This window comes from Falsiroseomonas sp. E2-1-a4 (genome assembly GCF_051433165.1).
Classification (GTDB): Bacteria; Pseudomonadota; Alphaproteobacteria; order Acetobacterales; family Acetobacteraceae; genus Falsiroseomonas.
The window spans coordinates 1-16,757 of record NZ_JBHMFS010000013.1 but is presented as its reverse complement, the minus strand read 5'-3'; the positions used below and the strand labels follow the sequence as shown (position 1 = coordinate 16,757).

The following is a 16,757-nucleotide window of genomic DNA, read 5'->3' as shown; positions in this document are numbered from 1 at the left end:
CGGCCCCCGCCTGGCTTCAGTCGAACTGGATGTTCGCGCGGCGGATTACCTCGGCGTATTTCGCGGCGTCGCGGCGCAGCAACGCCGCCGCGTCCGCGCTGGTGCCGCCGCCGGGGATGAAGCCGGCATCGGCCACGCGCTGGCGCAGGCCGGGGTCGGACAGTGCCTTGTTCACCGCCTGCACCCAGCGCTCGCTGATGGCGGAAGGCAGGCCGGGCGGGCCCATCACCATGTACCAGACCGCCGCATCGAAATCCGGGAAGCCGCTTTCGGCCACCGTCGGCACATCGGGCAGCGTCGGCACGCGCTGTGGCAGGGTGGTGGCCAGCGCCCGCACGCGGCCGGCGCGGATATGCGGCAGGTAGGTGGGCAGCGTGTCGATGGCGATGTCGATCCGCCCGGCCAGCACCTCATTCACCGCCTGGCCGGTGCCGCGGAAGGGAATATGGGCCATGTCCAGCCCCGCCGCGAAGGACAGCGCGGCGGCGGCCAGGTGCTGCTGCGTAGCAACGCCGGAGGAGGAGTAGTTGAGCTTCCCCGGGTTCGCCTTGGCATGGGCAATGAACTGATCAAAGGTTTGCGCCGGCGAAGACAGCGGCACCACCGCCACCAGCGGCACGGTGCCGGCCAGTACCACGGCGGTCTGGTCCGCGATGATGTCGAACGGCGGCGGCTTCATCGTCGGCGGCACGACGGCGGAGGCGCTGACGGTGGTCATCAGCATCTGGTAGCCATCCGGCCGGCCCCGCGCATTGGTCGTGGCCGCGATGGTGCCGGACCCGCCGGCGCGATTCTCGATGGCGATGGCCTGGCCGAATTCCTCCTGCAGCGCGGGCTGCAGCAGGCGGGAGATGATGTCCGTGCCGCCGCCCGGCGCGAAGCCGACCAGCAGGGCAATGGTGCGGGTGGGGTAGGCACCTTGAGCCAAGGCGGGCAACGGCAAGGCGGTGGCGCCCGCCGCCGCCATAAGGCCGCGTCGTGAAAGCATGGTGTTCCTCCGGTTTTTAGTATGACCGGAGGATGGCGCGGCGCTACCTGCCCGTCCAGACCGGCTTGCGCTTGGCGAGGAAGGCCTCGACGCCCTCCCGGAAATCGTTGCTGCCGAAGCACATGGTCACCAGGTCGTCGCCCTCGATGGTTCCGGCGGCCAGGCGAAGGCGCTTGAGGGCCACCTTGGTCGCGGTCAGCGTCAGCGGCGCCATGCCGGCGACGTCTTCCGCCAGCTTCAGGGCGCGCTCGGCCAGGGCTTCGGGCGTGTCCAGCATCTCGGTGATGAAGCCGGCGGCGAGCGCTTCCGGCGCATCCATCAGCCGCGCGGTGAAGATCAGATCCTTCAGCTTCGCCGGGCCGATCAGCGCGGCGAAGCGGGAGATGTTCATGGTGGACAGCGTGTTGCCGAGCGTGCGCGCCACCGGCACGCCGAAGCGCGCATTGGCGCTGGCGATGCGGATGTCACAGACGCCGGCGATGCCAAGCCCGCCACCGACACAGGCGCCGGCGACCGCGGCGATCACCGGCTTCGGGCAATCCTCGATGGCGGACAGCACGCGGTCGATTCGCGTTTCGTAATCCAGCGCGTCCTGGCCGGTGGAGAAGTGCTGGAACTGGCTGATATCGGTGCCGGCCGCGAAGGCCTTGCCACCGGCGCCGGTGATGACCCAGCAGCGGATCGCGGGGTCCTTCGCCACCGCGGCGGCCTGTTCGAACAGGCCTTCGTACATGGGGAAGGTCATGGCGTTGCGCTGCTCCGGGCGGTTCAGCGTCGTCCAGGCCACGGGGCCGCGGGTCTCGTGCAGGATGTCGGGCATATTTGGTTCTTCCTCCCCCTCTTGTGCGCCCCCTCTTGTGCAGTGGTCCGGTGCGGGGCGACAAGTCGGACAACCGGATGAAGGGCGACAATTATGCGTATCGTCAGCGTCAAGCAGGGCATTGCCCCGATCGCGAGCGACATTGCCAACGCCTATATCGACTTCTCGAAGATGACCGCCTCTATCGTCGCGGTTACGGTTGAAGGGGATGGCAAGCGCGCCACCGGCTACGGCTTCAACTCCAATGGCCGCTACGCCCAGCCCGGCCTGCTGGCCGAGCGCTTCGTGCCGCGGCTGCTGGAGGCGACGGAGGCCCAGGTCACAGGCGCGGAGGGCAAGCTGAACCCGCAGGGCGCCTGGACCGCCATGATGAAGAACGAGAAGCCCGGCGGCCATGGCGAGCGCAGTGTCGCCGTCGGCGTGCTGGACATGGCGCTGTGGGATGCGGCGGCCAAGCTGGAGGGTGTGCCGCTGTGGCGCCTGCTGGCGGATCGCTACAATGGCGGCACCGCCGATGATGCGGCCTGGGTCTATGCGGCGGGTGGCTACTACTACCCCGGCAAGGGCGTGGATGCGCTGGTCGAGGAGATGAAGCGCTACCTCGGCATGGGCTATGCGACCGTGAAGATGAAGATCGGCGGCGCCCCCGGCACCCCCATCGCCGATGCGCTGGCCGAGGATACTGCGCGGATCGAGGCGGTGGTGAAGCTGCTCGGCGGCGATGGCAGCAAGCTGGCCGTCGATGTGAATGGCCGCTTCGACCTGCAGGCGGCACTCGCCTATGCCGCGGCCCTGGAGCCGATGGGGCTGCGCTGGTACGAGGAACCGCTGGACCCGCTGGATTACGCCACCCATGCGACGCTGGCCGAGCATTACGGCCCGCCGATCGCGACCGGCGAAAACCTGTTCTCCATGCTGGATGCGCGCAACCTGATCCGCCATGGCGGGCTGCGGCCGGACCGCGACATCCTGCAGATGGACCCGGCGCTGTCCTATGGGCTGTGCGAATACCTCCGCACGCTGGACATGCTGGCCGCCCATGGCTGGTCCCGCCGCCGCTGCGTGCCGCATGGCGGGCATCAGTTCGCGCTGAATATCGCGGTGGGGCTCGGGCTGGGTGGCAATGAGAGCTACCCGGAGGTCTTTGCGCCTTTCGGCGGCTTCGCCGATGACGTGCCGGTGGTGGAAGGCCGCGTGGCGATGCCGCACATACCGGGCATCGGCTTCGAGGCGAAGAACAAGCTGTACGACGTCTTCAAGAGCCTCGCCTGATGCCGCAGCGCGCCATCCCCGCCGTGTTCATGCGCGGCGGGACCAGCAAGGCCATCATGTTCCACGCGCGCGACCTACCGAAGGATCGCGCGCAGTGGGATGCGATCTTCATGGCGGCGCTGGGCACGCCGGACCCGTATGGACGGCAGCTCAATGGCATGGGCGGCGGGGTTTCTTCCCTGTCCAAGATCTGCGTGCTGGCGCCCTCCGCGCGGGATGATGCGGATATCGACTACACCTTCGCCCAGGTGCTGATCCGCGAGGCCCGCGTCGATTGGAAGGGCAATTGCGGCAATATGAGCGCGGCCGTCGGCCCCTTCGCGGTGGATGAGGGGCTGGTGCGGGCAGAGGGCGAAAGCGCCACGGTCCGCATCTACAACACCAACACGAAGAAGATCATCCACAACAGTTTTGAACTGGAAGGCGGCAAGGCGAAGGTCGCGGGCGACCTGGGCATTCCGGGCGTGGGCGGTACGGGTGCGCCGGTACGGCTGGATTTCGTGCAGCCGGGCGGCGCCACCACAGGCCGCCTGCTGCCGAGCGGGCAGGTGGTGGATGTGCTGGAGGTGCCGGGCTTCGGCCGCATCGAGGCCTCGCTGGTCGATGCCGCCAATGCGGCGGCCTTCATCCGGGCGCGGGATATCGGCCTGACCGGGCGCGAATTGCCGGAGGAGTTGGAGGCGCGGCCCGAGATCCTGGCGCTGCTGGACGCCATCCGGTTGCAGGCCTCCATCCGCATGGGCATCGCGCCGGATCTGGCGGCGGCGAGGGCGATCAGCTCCGTCCCCTTCATCGGCTTCGTCAGCCCGCCGGCCGCCGCACCGACCCTGACCGGGGAGAGCATCGCGGCCTCGGAGATCGACCTGGCGGCGCGCATCATCTCCAGCGGCCAGCCGCACCGGGCGCTGCCGCTGACCGGGTCGCTGTGCACCGCCGTCGCGGCCCGCATCGCCGGGACGCTGGTGGCGGAATGCGTCGGCGCCGGGACAGGGCCGATCCGCATCGGCATGCCGTCGGGCGTGCTGACCGTGGGGGCGGATGTGGCGCAGGAGGGGGGCGAGTGGGTCGCCCGTGCCGGGTCCTTCTACCGCACGGCGCGGCGGCTGTTCGATGGCAGGGTCTGGATTCCGGGCTGAACGTCAGCGCGCCAGCCAGCCCGGGGCAAACCGGTCGGCGCCGGAGGGCAGCGGCGCCGAAGGGTTGGCGGTAAAGGAAAGAATATCCTCCACCACCGCCGCCCGGTTGCTGTCCGTCAGCAACAGGTGAAAACCCTCCTCATGGATGCCGATCCGCACCGGGCTGTCCGGCGGCAGGCGGCGCAGGGCGGCGCGGACCGGGCGGGCCGGGATCACCGAATCCTTGCCACCATACAGCACCAGTACCGGCACCGGCCGCTGCGTCGCGTCGCGGCAGCAGGTGGGCAAGGCGGAGGTCGCCGCATCCATCAGATCCACCAGCCCCACGGCGGCATCGACGCGCGTGCTGCGCAGCACCAGCGGGTCCCGGCCTAGCCGGCGCAGCGCGGCCGGGTTGTCGCTGGCGACGATGCCGCCCACCCCGCCCTGGAAGCCCAGGACCGGCATGGTCCGCGCCGCCACCCACAGCCCGCCGCGCATCACCGCATTCATGCTGGCCCGGCCCCACAGGGCGGGGGCGAGCAGCACATAGCCATCCACCGGCGGCGGCGCCGCGCTGGTGCCGGCCACCACCGCCACCGCGCCGCCCATGCTCTCCCCCATCAGGAACAGGGGCAGGCCGGGGTGGCGGGCGCGCAGCAGGCGGGCGGCGGTGGCGGCATCGCGCGCCAAAGTCGCCTCCCCCGGCCAATAGCCGCGATTGGGGGACCGGCCGAAGCCGCGCTGGTCGTAGGCATAGACCAGCAGCCCCCCCGCATTCAGCGCAGCGATGCTGTCGGCCAGGAAATTGCCGGAGTGGTCGTTGAAGCCATGCAGCGCCAGCAGCACGGCCCGCGGCGGTCCTTCCGGCGGATAGGCGCGCATCGGCAGCCTGGCGCCATCGGCCGCCACCACCGCATCCGGCGCCAAAGCGGGCGGCGCGATGGCCGGGCCCATGGGCATCACCACCGGCGTGCAGCCGGCGCCCAGCAGCAGGGCGAGGCAGGCCAGGACCACCCGGGGGGAGGCGATGGGACGCATCGCCAAGGGGTAGCAAGGCGGGCCGGGCTGGTCCATTGCCCTCGCCCCCCCTATGTTCCCGGTCGCCACACAGCCCACCAAGGACCGCCATGCGCGATGCCCGCCAGACTGGCTACACCCCGGTCGCCCTGCCCGGCGTGACGCCGGAGGAGACCGTCACAGTCACGTCCCGCGTCATCGGCTGCGATGGCGACGGCGGCGCGTTGGGGCACCCGCGGGTGTTCCTGCGGATCGAGCAGCACCAGGTGACCTGCCCCTATTGCTCCCGCACCTATGTCCTGGCCGAAGGCGCGGGCGACGACGGCGGCCATTGAGATGAGCGAGGTCGCCGCGACCCCGAACGGCACCGAGGCGGTTCCGCCGGTCGCACCGGGCCAGAAGCGGCTGATCCTGGTGGATGGCTCGGGCTACATCTTCCGCGCCTTCCACGCCCTGCCGCCGATGACGCGGCCGGACGGGGTGCATGTGAACGCCGTGTTCGGCTTCACCCAGATGCTGTCGCAATTCCTGTCCCGCCACGCCGCGACCCATATCGCCGTGGTGTTCGACAGCGCGCGGCTGACCTTCCGGAATGATTTTTACCCCGACTACAAGGCGCACCGGCCGGAACCACCGCCGGAGCTGGTCCCGCAATTCGCCCTGATCCGGGAGGCGACGGAGGCGCTCGGCGTCTGCCAGGCGGAGCAGCCGGGCTTCGAGGCGGATGACCTGATCGCGGCCTATGCGCGCGCCTTCGTGGCGGAAGGCGGCGAGGTCGCCATCGTCTCCTCCGACAAGGACCTGATGCAGCTCATTGGCCCCGGCGTGCAGATGCTGGACCCGATCAAGCAGAAGCCGATCCGCGAGCCGGAAGTGTTCGAAAAGTTCGGCGTGACGCCGGACAAGGTCGTGGAAGTCCAGGCGCTGGCCGGCGACAGCACGGACAATGTGCCGGGCGTGCCGGGCATCGGCATCAAGACCGCGGCCCAGCTCATCAACGAATATGGCGACCTGGAGACGCTGCTGGCGAACACCGCCAAGATCAAGCAGCCGAAGCGGCGGGAGGCGCTGGAGCAGAACGCCGAGAAGGCGCGGATCAGCAAGCGACTGGTGCAGCTCGACGCGAATGCGCCCCTGCCCTGCCCGATCGAGAAGATGCTGACACGTGCGCCGAACCCGATCACGCTGGAGAAATTCCTGCGCGACAACGGTTTTCGGAGTTTGCTGGCCCGCCTCGGCCTGGGCGATGCCAGCGCCGTCACGCGCAGCAATGGCTACCGCCCGCCGGCCCCGCTCGCCGAGGCCCCGGCCCTCCCGACCGAGGCGCCGCCCTTCACCGGCTATGAGACCGTCACCACGCTGGACGCACTGCGCGCTTGGGTGGCGGAGGCCACGGCGGCGGGCGTGATCGGTTTCGATACGGAGACCGACAACCTCGATGCGATGAAGGCCAGCCTGGTCGGCTTCTCGCTCGCCACCGCGCCGGGCCGCGCCTGCTACGTGCCGCTGCGGCACGAGGGCAGCGGTGACCTGATGGGCAGCGGCACGCCGGAGCAGATAGCGCCGGAGGCCGCGCTGGAGGAGCTGAAGGGGCTGCTGGAGAACCCGGCGGTCCTCAAGGTGCTGCACAACGCGAAGTATGACCTGGAGGTGCTGTGCCGGGCGGCGAATGGCGGCATCGCCGTGGCGCCGGTGGATGACACCATGATGATGTCCTACGCGCTGCGCGCGGGGAAGCATGGGCATGGCATGGATGAGCTGGCGGGCCAGCATCTGGGCCATGTCTGCATCAGCTTCGACAGCGTCACCGGCACCGGCCGCAACCGCATTCCCTTCGGCAAGGTGGCGCTGGACAAGGCCACCGCCTACGCCGCCGAGGATGCCGATGTGACGCTGCGGCTGTGGCACGCGCTGCGGCCCGAACTGCGCCCGGCCCGCGCGCTGGCGCTGTATGAGCAGGTGGAGCGCCGCATGGTGACGGTGCTGCGGGACATGGAATTGGCCGGCATCAAGATCGACGCCGCCGAACTGTCCCGGATCGGCGCCGACTTCACGGAAAAGCTGGCGCGGTATGAGCGGGAGATCCACGAACTCGCCGGCAAGCCCTTCAATGTCGGCTCGCCCAAGCAGCTCGGCGAAATCCTGTTCGACGAACAGAAGCTGCCCGGCGGCAAACGCAGCAAGCTGACCGGCGCCTGGGGCACGGATGCGGGCGTGCTGGAGGAATTGGCGGCCCAGGGCCATGCCCTGCCCCGCCGCGTGCTGGATTGGCGGCAGATCGCCAAGCTGAAATCCACCTATGTCGATGCGCTGGCCCAGGCGGCGGATGCCCATGGCCGGGTGCATACGGATTTCGCCATGGCGGTGACCTCCACCGGGCGGCTGTCCTCCACCGACCCCAACCTCCAGAACATCCCGGTGCGGACGGAGGAGGGCGCGCGCATCCGCACCGCCTTCGTGGCGGAGCCGGGCCATGTGCTGCTGGCGGCGGACTACAGCCAGATCGAGCTGCGAATCCTGGCCCATGTCGCCGATGTGCCGGCGTTGAAGGAGGCGTTCGCCACCGGGCAGGACATCCATTCCCGCACGGCGGCCGACATATTCCACCTGGCGCCCGATGCGGTGGACAAGGAAGCGCGGCGGCGGGCCAAGACGATCAATTTCGGCATCATCTACGGCATGTCCGCCTTCGGCCTCGGCGCCCGTCTGGGCATCGGGCCGGGCGAGGCGCGGGCGATCATCGACGCTTATTTCGGCCAGTATCCCGGCATCCGCGCCTGCATGGAAAAGCTGAAGGAGGATGCACGCACCACCGGCTATGTGCAGACCCCCTTCGGCCGCAAGCTGTGGATCGCGGATATCGCGTCCAAGGATCCGGTGCGCCGGGGCGGGGCCGAGCGCGCCGCCATCAACGCCCCCTTCCAGGGTGGCGCGGCGGAGGTGATCAAGCGCGCCATGGTGCGCCTGCCGCTGGCGCTGCAGGAAGCCGGCCTCGGCGCGCGGATGCTGCTGCAGGTGCATGACGAGCTGGTGTTCGAAGTGCCGGAGGCGGAGGTGGAGGCGACCGCCGCCTTGGTGAAGCGGATCATGGAGGGCGTCGCCAGCCTCACCGTGCCGCTATCGGTCGAGATCGGGCATGGAAGGTCCTGGGCCGAGGCCCACTGATCACATACGGGTGGAAGCGCAGTGAGCATAACGGCGGAAACCAGCCTTCCCGGCGCAAGCTGGAGCGCCACGGAACGGCGCACCCTGGGTGCGATCGGTGCGGCGCATGCCGTCAGCCACCTGCATATCCTGGTGCTGCCGCCGCTGTTTCCGCTGTTGCAGGCGCGGCTCGGCGTCAGCTTCATCGAGCTGGGCCTGGCGATCACGCTGTTCAGCATCGTCTCCGCGCTCACCCAGGCGCCGATGGGCTTCCTGGTGGACCGGATCGGGCCGCGGCGGGTGCTGGCGGCGGGGCTGGTGGTGGGCGGTGCGGCCTTCGCGCTGGTGGGGCTTTCACCGAGCTACCCGATGGTGCTGCTGGCCGGCGCGCTCGCCGGGTTGGCGAATGCCGTTTACCATCCCTCCGACTACGCGATCCTGAATACCACCATGGCCGGGCCGCGCATGGGGCGGGCGTTTTCGCTGCACACTTTTGCCGGTTTCGCGGGCGGGGCGGTGGCGCCCTTCCTGATGCTGGGGCTGGCGGCCTGGCTGGGCTTGTCCGGCGCACTGCTGGTGGCGGGAGGCATCGCCTGGGTCGTTGCGGCCTGGGTGCTGGCCACCTGCCCGGCGGACCCGGTGAAGGGCGTGGCGCCGAAGCCGATCGCCGGGCAGCAGACGCGGGTGCTGAACCCGGCGGTGATCTCGCTCACCGGCTTCTTCGTGCTGATCTCGCTGTCCGTCGGCGGCATGAACGCGTTTGCCATCGCGGCGCTGGTGGCGGCGGGCGGGATGAGCCTCGGCATGGCCTCGGTCGCGTTGACGGCCCTGCTGGCGGGCTCCGCCGTCGGCGTGCTGTTGGGCGGGGCGCTGGCAGACCGGGTGACGCGGCACGGGCTGGTGGCGATGGCGGGATTCGGGCTGGCCGGCGTGCTGACCATCGGCGTCGGACTGCTGGCGCTACCGGCCTGGCTGGTGGCGGTGGTCCTCGGGCTGGCCGGCGTGTTGACCGGACTTTGCATGCCGTCGCGGGACATGATGGTGCGCGCCGCGGCGCCGCCGGGGCAGGCCGGCGCGGTGTTCGGCGTGGTCTCCACCGGCTTCAACATCGGCGGGATGATCGCGCCGCCGATGTTCGGCTGGCTGGTGGATACCGGTCGGCCGGAGGGCGTGTTCCTGCTCGGCGGCGCCTTCATGCTGGCGACGGCGGCGATGGCCCTGGCGCAGGAGATGCGGCGGAAGCGGTGAGCATTTCCAGGCCGGGCGGCTTCGCCTGGCGACCCGGGAAATGCGTCAGGACGGCAGCGGCAGCCGCTCGAACAGCCCCATCCGCAGGCTGCGCGCGATGCGCTGCGCCCGTTCGATGAAGGCCTGCGCCGTATCCTCCGGGAACAGGTCCCTGCAACTCGCCTCGAACAGCCCGAGCCAGGCATCGAACATCGCCGGCGTCAGTCCCGGCAGGCGCAGATGCGCGGTGAAGGGGTCGCCGTGATAGGCGCCGCTGCGCAGCATCACCGCGGACCAGAAGCGGCGCAGCTTGGCCAGATGGGCATCCCAGTCCGAGCCGATCGCCCCATCGAACACCGGGCCCAGCATCGGGTCGCGGCGGACCCTGGCGTAGAAATGGTCGACCAGCCGGGCGATCTGCGCCTCGGTGATCTGTTCGCTCACAGGAAGGGCAGGATGGCGAGCACCGCCACCAGGTTCCAGACCAGCATGTTGACCAGGGTACGCAGCATGACGCGGCTGTCCCGGTCGCTGATGTGCAGCGCGTCGCTGACAAGGTTGCCGGGCAAAAGGAACAGGCCAACGGGGCTCATCGAAGCCTCCTAAGATGTATCGTCCATACATCTTAAGTCGCGCCGTGCTTGCAAAGCAATATGAAAAATGCATCTTTAACCCATGCGCCTCACCACCCTCACCGACTACGCCCTTCGCATGCTGATCCACCTGGCGATCACGCCGGAGGGGCGGCCCACCATCGCCGAGGTGGCGCAGGCCTATGGCGTCTCGGAAAACCATCTGATGAAGGTGGCGCATCAGCTCGGGCAGTCCGGCCATGTCCGCACCCTGCGCGGCCGTGGCGGCGGGCTGGCGCTGGGCCGCCCGGCGGAGGCGATCACGGTGGGGGAGGTGGTGCGGCGGATGGAGCCGGATCTGGCGCTGGTACCCTGCCTGGGTGGTGGCGCATGCGCCATCCTGCCCGCCTGCCGCCTGAAACAGGCGCTGCATCAGGCCAGGGCCGCGTTCCTGGCGGTGCTGGATGGCACCACGCTTGCCGATATCGCGCAGCCCCAGGCGGAGCTGCGCGAATTGCTGGGCTTGTCGGGCTGACCCGTACCAAATCCTATTGATCGCGACCTGCGCCCGAATGCGCCGCGCCGGCGCGTGAGGGCGGATTGGTCGTGATGCGCGGGATTTCGTGTCAGGTCATGCTGGCCGTGACGCCGCCATCGACGAACAGCAACTGCCCCGACACGAAATCCGACGCCGGGGAGGCCAGGAACACCGCCGTCCCCGCAATCTCCTCCGGGTCCGCATAGCGCCCGGCGGGGCAGCGGCGCTGCACCATGGCCAGCCAATCCGGGTTGGTCAGCAGCGCCTTGTTCATGTCCGTGTCGAACCAGCCCGGCCCGATGGCATTGCACTGGATGTTCCACGGCCCGAGTTCCACCGCCAGCGCGCGGATGAACATCTTCAGGCCGCCCTTGGCCGAGGCATAGGGCGTGATGGTGGCGCGGCCGAGGTCGCTGGCCAGGCTGCCGGTGGCGATCACCTTGCCGCGGCGGCGCTCCTTCATCCCCGGGACGATCAGGCGGGACAGGCGCCACAGCGCGGTCAGATGCGTGTCGATCACGCTGTGCCAGCCTTCCTCCGTCGTCTCCTCGATCGGGGCGCGGTGCTGGTTGCCGGCATTGTGGAGTAGGATGTCGATCGGGCCGAGCCCGGCCACCGCCGCCTCAACCGCCTTTCCATCCGTCACGTCGAAGGCGCTGATGCGGCAGGCCAGGCCCTCCGCGCGCAGCGATTCGGCCTGGGCTTCCAGCGCGGCCTTGTCGCGGCCGTTCAGGATGACCTCCGCCCCCGCCTGGGCCAGCCCACGCGCCATGGCGGCACCGAGGCCGCGAGAGGCGCCGGTGACCAAGGCAACCCGCCCCGTCAGGTCGAATTTCTGCAAATGCGCTTGATTCACGCGCGTTTCCCCCCATTGATTTACGGTTAGTTTGAGTTTGATCGGCGGCATCGCTCCAGGCCCCGGTTGGCGGTTCGCGGCGGTGGGGCCGTGGAACTGACCCAAAGTGGAACGACACCGCCGGCCATGAACATCCCGACCGAATATGCCGCCGGCTTCGCCGAGGCACGCAAGCACGATCCGCAGATGGCGGAAACCTACCTCCGCTTCATCTCCGAAGGCGACCCCCTGGCCGATGCCGCCCTGGCCTCGCTCAAGCCCGGTGAGGAAAAACTCTGGATCCAGCGGGGCATCGAGGAGGGCGGCGCAGCCCTGGCCGAGGCGCCGGAGCCGATGCGCGCCCTGTTCGCGGAGATCGAGCGCGTGCCGGACTGGTACGATCCCAAGGCCACGCGCGCCGGCAGCCATGCCTTCCATGCCAATCTGGAGCTGCTGCTGGGCGCCTTCGTCGGCGCCGTGCTGGTCGAGGGCTTCGCCACGATGATCAGCAAATCCTTCGCTATCACCGGGCGGGTGACGGATACGGGGGTGTCGCGGATGCACCAGAACAACCGCCACCTTGTCGAGATTTTCATGATGGGGGGGCTGGACCGGCAGGCGGAGGGCTGGAAGCTCTCGGTCCGCATCCGGATGATCCATGCGCGCGTCCGGCAGATGCTGAACCGCTCGGAGGAATGGGACAAGGCCGCCTGGGGCGTGCCGCTCAGCGCGTCCCACATCGCCTTCGCCGCCTCCGCCTTCTCCGGCCAGTTGCTGATGCGCGGCATGCAGCTTGGCCTGAAGATGACGCAGGAGGAGGTGGACAGCTTCATGCACACCTGGCGCTATTCCGGCCATCTGATGGGCGTGCCGCTGGAGATGCAGGCGGTGACGGCCGAAGATGCCCAGCGCATCGTCCGGATCGGGCGGATGTGCGAGCCGCCGCCGCATATGGAGGCGATCCTGGTCGCCAATGGCCTGATCAACTCGGCCGCCCTGGTGGCCGGGATCACGGACCCCGACAAGCGGCGCAAGCTGGCGCAGTATGTCTATCGCGTGTCGCGGGCCCTGCTGGGCGATGAGATGGCGGATCAGCTCAATTTCCCGAAGCTCTCGACCTTCGGGGTGCTGCCCTTCTTTCGGCTCCGCGCCCGCACGGACCGGCTGATGCGGAAGTGGATCCCGGGGCAGGAAGGCCGCCGGCGGGCGGGGCAATACGGCAACATGCTGGGCATGTCCTACGACGACAAGGGCCCCATCAACTACCGCCTGCCCGCCAAGCTGCATGCGGAGACGGACCGGCCGGACTGATCCCGGCCGGCCTGCTCCGGGATATCAGGCCGCTGCGCGGATCGCGGCGGCCTTCACGTCTTCGCTGACGGCACCGGCAAACGTCTCGAAATTCTGCTCGAACAGGGAGACGAGGTGGTTGGCCTGCTTGTCATAGGCCGCCTTGTCCGCCCAGCTTTCGCGCGGGTTCAGCACATTCGCGGGGATGCCCGGCACCACCTTCGGAATCGACAGGCCGAAGAAGGCGTCCGTCTCGAACTCCACCTGGGCGAGTGAGCCATCCAGCGCCGCGCGCAGCAAGGTGCGGGTGTGCTGGATGGACATGCGCTTGCCGGTGCCATAGGCGCCGCCGGTCCAGCCGGTGTTCACCAACCACACCTCGGCGCCGTCCTTGGCGATCCGCTCCGCCAGCATCTTGCCGTAGACTTCCGGGTGGCGCGGCAGGAAGGGGGCGCCGAAGCAGGTGGAGAAGGTGGCCTGCGGCTCCTTGCCCAGGCCCTTTTCGGTGCCCGCCACGCGCGCCGTGTAGCCAGACAGGAAGTGGTACATCGCCTGCGCCGCCGTCAACTTGGCGATCGGCGGCAGCACGCCGAAGGCATCCGCCGTCAGCATCACAACGGTGCGCGGCTTGCCCGCCTGACCGCCCTGCACCGTGTTCGGGATGAACTCGATCGGGTAGCAGGCGCGGGTGTTCTCGGTCAGGCCGTTGTCGTCGAGGTCGAGGCTGCCGTAATCGTCGCCGACCACATTCTCCAGCACCGCACCGAAGCGGTGGCTGGCGTTCCAGATCTGCGGCTCCGCTTCCTGGGACAGCTTGATGACCTTGGCGTAGCAGCCGCCCTCGAAGTTGAAGACGCCCGTGTCGCTCCAGCCATGCTCGTCATCGCCGATGAGCTGACGCTCCGGGTCCGAGGACAGCGTGGTCTTGCCGGTGCCGGACAGGCCGAAGAACAGCGCCGTGTCGCCACCCTTGCCGAGGTTGGCGGAGCAATGCATCGGCAGCACGCCGCGATCCGGCAGGATCCAGTTCATCACGGTGAAGATCGACTTCTTGATCTCGCCCGCATAGCTGGTGCCGGCGATGCAGATGGTGCGCGCGGCGAAGGACAGCGCGATCAGCGTGCTGGTGCGGCAGCCATCGACAGCGGGGTCCGCCTCATATTCCGGGGCGTGCAGGATGGTGTAGTCCGGCTTGAAGCTCGCCAGTTCCTCCCGCGCCGGGCGGATGAACATGTTGCGGGCGAACATCGCGTGCCAGGCATTGGTGGTGACCAGCCGGACCTTGATGCGATGCGCGGGGTCGGCGCCGGCATACAGGTCCTGCGTGAACAGCTCCGGCTTCTCGCCGAGCCAGGTGCGGACCTTGGCGGTGAAGGCCTGGAACTTGTCCACCGGCATCGGGCGGTTGACCTTGCCCCACCAGATGGCGTCATGCACCTCCGGGTCGTCCACCACGAACTTGTCCTGGACCGAGCGGCCGGTGTGCTGGCCGGTCACGGCCATGAAGGCGCCATCCGCCGAAAGCCGCCCCTCGCCCCGCCGCAGCGCATGGGCATAGAGGCCCGCCGCCGTCAGGTTGGCGTGGATGGTCGCCGAGCCGGCAACGCCGGTCCCGGACAGGGCGGATACGTCGGATGTCATCGTTTGCCTCCAAATGGGGTGCGTCAACAACGCAAACGCGCCAGCCGCACCGTGCGTCCCCTGATGGGCGCCCAAGGCGGCCAGATTACGGCGGGTAAGCCGGCGCAGGCAACGCGAACCGCCTGGTTACTTTGTTCACCCTTCGATGTTTAGCTCATCCTGGCCCGGGCGTCCCGTGTCGCCGCCACCAGCGCCAGGCGAACCCCATTGGCGTCGGCCACCGGTGCAGGCCAGTCGAGTCGCGCCACAGCCTCACCCGCCGCGAGGTCGCAGCCATCCGGGTCCACGCCCGTCATCTGCCACGCACCCGGCGCCTGGCCGAGCAGGCCGGTGGCGATGGCATCCAGCGCATCCGCATGGTCCGCGTTCACATGGCCGAGGATGCCGCCCTCCGCCGCCGCCAGGGCCGCGACCGCGGCGGCATCGGGCAGCAGGTCGGCCTGGCGCAGCCGCGTGGCGCGGGCGAATCCGGCCACCAGCAGGGCGGCGGCGGGGCGGATGCGCCACAGGTGGAAATCGCCGAAATCGGCGTAGAAGGCCGCATAGGGGTGGCGCGCCAGCCAGCGCGGCTTGAGTTCCGCCGGCGCAAGCTCCGCCAGACCCGTGATGGTGACGCGCGGGGCCGTCTGCGGGTTGGCAGTCTCCGCCGCGCCCTGCACCAGCAGCGCGCAGCGGGGCTCCGCCTTCAGATGTCGGGTGTGCTCGGACAGGTCGGACAGCAGCAGCAGCACGGTCAGGTCCGGCAGCACCGCGGGTGTCACCAGGCTGGCGAAGGGTTGGCCCTCGGCGGAAGTCGCCAGCATTGCGCCCGAAGCCCCGCGCAGCAGGCGGCGGGCGGTCAATCCGTGGTCATCCTCGCTCATTTCCTCGTCAACCCTTTGCCTGACCCGGCGTTGCCACAATCTACGGTTACAGAGAGCTGGATCGGCGCCCTTGCGCCCCTGAGGAGCACCCGCTGTGCCGCACACCATTGCCCTGGTGGATGACGACCGCAACATCCTGACCAGCGTCTCGATGACCCTGGAGCAGGAGGGTTTCACTGTCCGCACCTTCACCGACGGGGAAAGCGCCTTGCAGGGGCTGATGGCCCGGCCGGCGGACCTGGCGGTGCTGGATATCAAGATGCCGCGGATGGATGGGATGGAGCTGCTGCAGCGGCTGCGTCAGCGCAGCGCCATGCCGGTGATCTTCCTGACCAGCAAGGATGACGAACTCGATGAGCTGATGGGCCTGCGCCTGGGCGCGGATGACTACATCACCAAGCCGTTCAGCCAGCGCCTGCTGCTGGAGCGCATCCGCGCTTTGCTGCGCCGCAACGAGGCCGGCCGCGCCGAGGGCAGCGGCACCCCCGCCGGCGGCATCATCGCCCGCGGCGACCTGGTGCTGGATGAGACGAAACACACCTGCATGTGGAAGGGGAAGCAGGTGCAGCTGACCGTCACCGAATTCCTGCTGGTGAAGGCGCTGGCCGTGCGCCCCGGCATGGTGAAGAACCGCGACCAGCTGATCGACGGCGCCTATGGCGAGAACATCTATGTCGATGACCGCACCATCGACAGCCATGTGAAGCGCGTGCGCAAGAAATTCCGCCAGGTGGATGACGATTTTGCCCAAATCGAGACGCTGTACGGGTTGGGGTATCGCTACAAGGAGGCATAAGAGCGCGTCAGGTTCGGCGCTCTCGATTGCTCGAGGACCGGGGGAAAACCGTGGCAGGCTTCGGCAGCATTAATGCGCATGTCTTCGGCCCGCGCGATGATTTTACACGAAGCCTGTTCTGGGTTCTGCGCCTTGGTTTCGAGGTCCAGCCTGACGCATCTGAAGCCCAGGATGCGATACAAGCCGTCAATTGCGACTGGATGACCTTCCCAATCCAAGACTGGCGGCGTCTTGATGGGTGTTCGGCGGCAGATTTCGTTCGGCCCAGCCTGGTAGAGTGCTCGTTCTATATGAACGGTGAACATTTCCTGGCTGGAGTTCGTTCTTTGTCGATCGAGGCGACGAGCCGACACGCGGAATTCTGCGTGTCTCTCGACATCGATGTGCCATGTGGCGATGACCTCGATCCACTTCCGCCTCTGCATTTTGACGCCGTAGTGCGTTTTGAGAGTTGCCTTGTCGTACCAGAAAATCTCCATCCGAAGGTCGAGAATGAAGCAGAGGCAGCAGCGCTCCTCGCAGGTTTTACTGATCTCGCGTCGCTGGCCACACCCGTCTGGGATAGGTTCCGCTTCGTCTTCAAACCCTGGAACAACGAGCTGAGCCCGGCGAACCCGAACTGAGCTCTGCGACAAG

At 68.6% G+C, this 16,757-nt stretch carries 17 protein-coding genes; 9 read left to right on the top strand and 8 right to left on the bottom strand.

Annotation, left to right across the window (positions count from 1 at the left end):
• Positions 1–16 precede the first annotated feature (16 nt).
• Both ACFHNC_RS15040 and ACFHNC_RS15035 read right to left on the bottom strand, forming a co-directional pair.
• Positions 17–988: a Bug family tripartite tricarboxylate transporter substrate binding protein gene (locus ACFHNC_RS15040; RefSeq protein ID WP_437170042.1), complete on the bottom strand. Its 972-nt coding sequence runs from the start codon at positions 986–988 to the stop codon at positions 17–19.
• Between the two features lie 43 nt (positions 989–1,031).
• A complete protein-coding gene (locus tag ACFHNC_RS15035; RefSeq protein WP_437170041.1) occupies positions 1,032–1,808 on the bottom strand; it encodes an enoyl-CoA hydratase/isomerase family protein in 777 nt (258 codons plus the stop codon).
• Positions 1,809–1,901: 93 nt separating this feature from the next.
• Between ACFHNC_RS15035 and ACFHNC_RS15030 the strand changes: the two genes are divergently transcribed.
• Positions 1,902–3,080 carry an enolase C-terminal domain-like protein gene (locus ACFHNC_RS15030; protein ID WP_437170040.1) on the top strand — a complete coding sequence of 393 codons (1,179 nt, stop codon included), beginning with the start codon at positions 1,902–1,904 and terminating at the stop codon, positions 3,078–3,080.
• A complete protein-coding gene (locus tag ACFHNC_RS15025; protein ID WP_437170039.1) occupies positions 3,080–4,216 on the top strand; it encodes a 2-methylaconitate cis-trans isomerase PrpF family protein in 1,137 nt (378 codons plus the stop codon). Before ACFHNC_RS15030 ends, ACFHNC_RS15025 begins: the two co-directional genes overlap by 1 nt.
• 3 nt (positions 4,217–4,219) lie before the next feature.
• Here ACFHNC_RS15025 and ACFHNC_RS15020 read toward each other — a convergent pair whose 3' ends face one another.
• Complete coding sequence (locus ACFHNC_RS15020; protein WP_437170038.1) at positions 4,220–5,272, bottom strand: lysophospholipase; 1,053 nt, start codon at positions 5,270–5,272, stop codon at positions 4,220–4,222.
• 53 nt (positions 5,273–5,325) lie between these two features.
• Here ACFHNC_RS15020 and ACFHNC_RS15015 point away from each other — a divergent pair, with 53 nt between their 5' ends.
• The 3 genes from ACFHNC_RS15015 to ACFHNC_RS15005 are packed head-to-tail and all read left to right on the top strand — an operon-like array spanning position 5,326 to position 9,607.
• Entirely contained in the window at positions 5,326–5,550 is a 225-nt protein-coding gene (locus ACFHNC_RS15015; protein WP_437170037.1) for a zinc-finger domain-containing protein, read from the top strand.
• A 1-nt stretch (position 5,551) separates the two neighbouring features.
• Positions 5,552–8,380, top strand: coding sequence for a DNA polymerase I (polA, locus tag ACFHNC_RS15010; RefSeq protein ID WP_437170036.1), 2,829 nt, complete (start codon positions 5,552–5,554; stop codon positions 8,378–8,380).
• Between the two features lie 21 nt (positions 8,381–8,401).
• Complete coding sequence (locus tag ACFHNC_RS15005) at positions 8,402–9,607, top strand: MFS transporter (RefSeq protein WP_437170035.1); 1,206 nt, start codon at positions 8,402–8,404, stop codon at positions 9,605–9,607.
• 45 nt (positions 9,608–9,652) lie between these two features.
• Here the strand turns inward: ACFHNC_RS15005 and ACFHNC_RS15000 are convergent, their stop codons facing one another.
• Positions 9,653–10,030: a group III truncated hemoglobin gene (locus tag ACFHNC_RS15000; protein ID WP_437170034.1), complete on the bottom strand. Its 378-nt coding sequence runs from the start codon at positions 10,028–10,030 to the stop codon at positions 9,653–9,655.
• Entirely contained in the window at positions 10,027–10,179 is a 153-nt protein-coding gene (locus tag ACFHNC_RS14995) for a hypothetical protein (protein ID WP_437170033.1), read from the bottom strand. Before ACFHNC_RS14995 ends, ACFHNC_RS15000 begins: the two co-directional genes overlap by 4 nt.
• A gap of 82 nt (positions 10,180–10,261) precedes the next feature.
• Here ACFHNC_RS14995 and ACFHNC_RS14990 point away from each other — a divergent pair, with 82 nt between their 5' ends.
• Positions 10,262–10,693, top strand: a complete 432-nt coding sequence (locus tag ACFHNC_RS14990) for an Rrf2 family transcriptional regulator (RefSeq protein WP_437170032.1) — start codon at positions 10,262–10,264, stop codon at positions 10,691–10,693.
• Between the two features lie 91 nt (positions 10,694–10,784).
• Here ACFHNC_RS14990 and ACFHNC_RS14985 read toward each other — a convergent pair whose 3' ends face one another.
• On the bottom strand, positions 10,785–11,552 hold the full coding sequence (locus ACFHNC_RS14985; RefSeq protein WP_437170031.1) for an SDR family oxidoreductase: 768 nt from the start codon (positions 11,550–11,552) through the stop codon (positions 10,785–10,787).
• Between the two features lie 126 nt (positions 11,553–11,678).
• Here ACFHNC_RS14985 and ACFHNC_RS14980 point away from each other — a divergent pair, with 126 nt between their 5' ends.
• Positions 11,679–12,842 (top strand): oxygenase MpaB family protein, encoded by a 1,164-nt coding sequence (locus ACFHNC_RS14980; protein WP_437170030.1) that lies wholly within the window; start codon positions 11,679–11,681, stop codon positions 12,840–12,842.
• Between the two features lie 24 nt (positions 12,843–12,866).
• On the opposite strand, the gene ACFHNC_RS14975 is transcribed toward ACFHNC_RS14980, so the two are convergent.
• Together ACFHNC_RS14975 and ACFHNC_RS14970 are read right to left on the bottom strand one after the other, a co-directional pair.
• Entirely contained in the window at positions 12,867–14,462 is a 1,596-nt protein-coding gene (locus ACFHNC_RS14975) for a phosphoenolpyruvate carboxykinase (protein ID WP_437170029.1), read from the bottom strand.
• A gap of 149 nt (positions 14,463–14,611) precedes the next feature.
• Entirely contained in the window at positions 14,612–15,325 is a 714-nt protein-coding gene (locus tag ACFHNC_RS14970; RefSeq protein WP_437170028.1) for a HugZ family protein, read from the bottom strand.
• Between the two features lie 94 nt (positions 15,326–15,419).
• Between ACFHNC_RS14970 and ACFHNC_RS14965 the strand changes: the two genes are divergently transcribed.
• Positions 15,420–16,121: a response regulator transcription factor gene (locus ACFHNC_RS14965; protein WP_437170027.1), complete on the top strand. Its 702-nt coding sequence runs from the start codon at positions 15,420–15,422 to the stop codon at positions 16,119–16,121.
• A 50-nt stretch (positions 16,122–16,171) separates the two neighbouring features.
• Positions 16,172–16,744 carry a hypothetical protein gene (locus ACFHNC_RS14960; protein ID WP_437170026.1) on the top strand — a complete coding sequence of 191 codons (573 nt, stop codon included), beginning with the start codon at positions 16,172–16,174 and terminating at the stop codon, positions 16,742–16,744.
• The last annotated feature ends 13 nt before the right edge of the window (positions 16,745–16,757 follow it).

Coding starts and splice junctions, on each gene's coding strand:
- ACFHNC_RS15040 (WP_437170042.1), bottom strand. CDS start 988: ATGCTTTCACGACGCGGCCTTATGGCGGCGGCGGGCGCCACCGCCTTG.
- ACFHNC_RS15035 (WP_437170041.1), bottom strand. CDS start 1,808: ATGCCCGACATCCTGCACGAGACCCGCGGCCCCGTGGCCTGGACGACG.
- ACFHNC_RS15030 (WP_437170040.1), top strand. CDS start 1,902: ATGCGTATCGTCAGCGTCAAGCAGGGCATTGCCCCGATCGCGAGCGAC.
- ACFHNC_RS15025 (WP_437170039.1), top strand. CDS start 3,080: ATGCCGCAGCGCGCCATCCCCGCCGTGTTCATGCGCGGCGGGACCAGC.
- ACFHNC_RS15020 (WP_437170038.1), bottom strand. CDS start 5,272: ATGGACCAGCCCGGCCCGCCTTGCTACCCCTTGGCGATGCGTCCCATC.
- ACFHNC_RS15015 (WP_437170037.1), top strand. CDS start 5,326: ATGCGCGATGCCCGCCAGACTGGCTACACCCCGGTCGCCCTGCCCGGC.
- polA (WP_437170036.1), top strand. CDS start 5,552: ATGAGCGAGGTCGCCGCGACCCCGAACGGCACCGAGGCGGTTCCGCCG.
- ACFHNC_RS14995 (WP_437170033.1), bottom strand. CDS start 10,179: ATGAGCCCCGTTGGCCTGTTCCTTTTGCCCGGCAACCTTGTCAGCGAC.
- ACFHNC_RS14990 (WP_437170032.1), top strand. CDS start 10,262: ATGCGCCTCACCACCCTCACCGACTACGCCCTTCGCATGCTGATCCAC.
- ACFHNC_RS14980 (WP_437170030.1), top strand. CDS start 11,679: ATGAACATCCCGACCGAATATGCCGCCGGCTTCGCCGAGGCACGCAAG.
- ACFHNC_RS14975 (WP_437170029.1), bottom strand. CDS start 14,462: ATGACATCCGACGTATCCGCCCTGTCCGGGACCGGCGTTGCCGGCTCG.
- ACFHNC_RS14970 (WP_437170028.1), bottom strand. CDS start 15,325: ATGAGCGAGGATGACCACGGATTGACCGCCCGCCGCCTGCTGCGCGGG.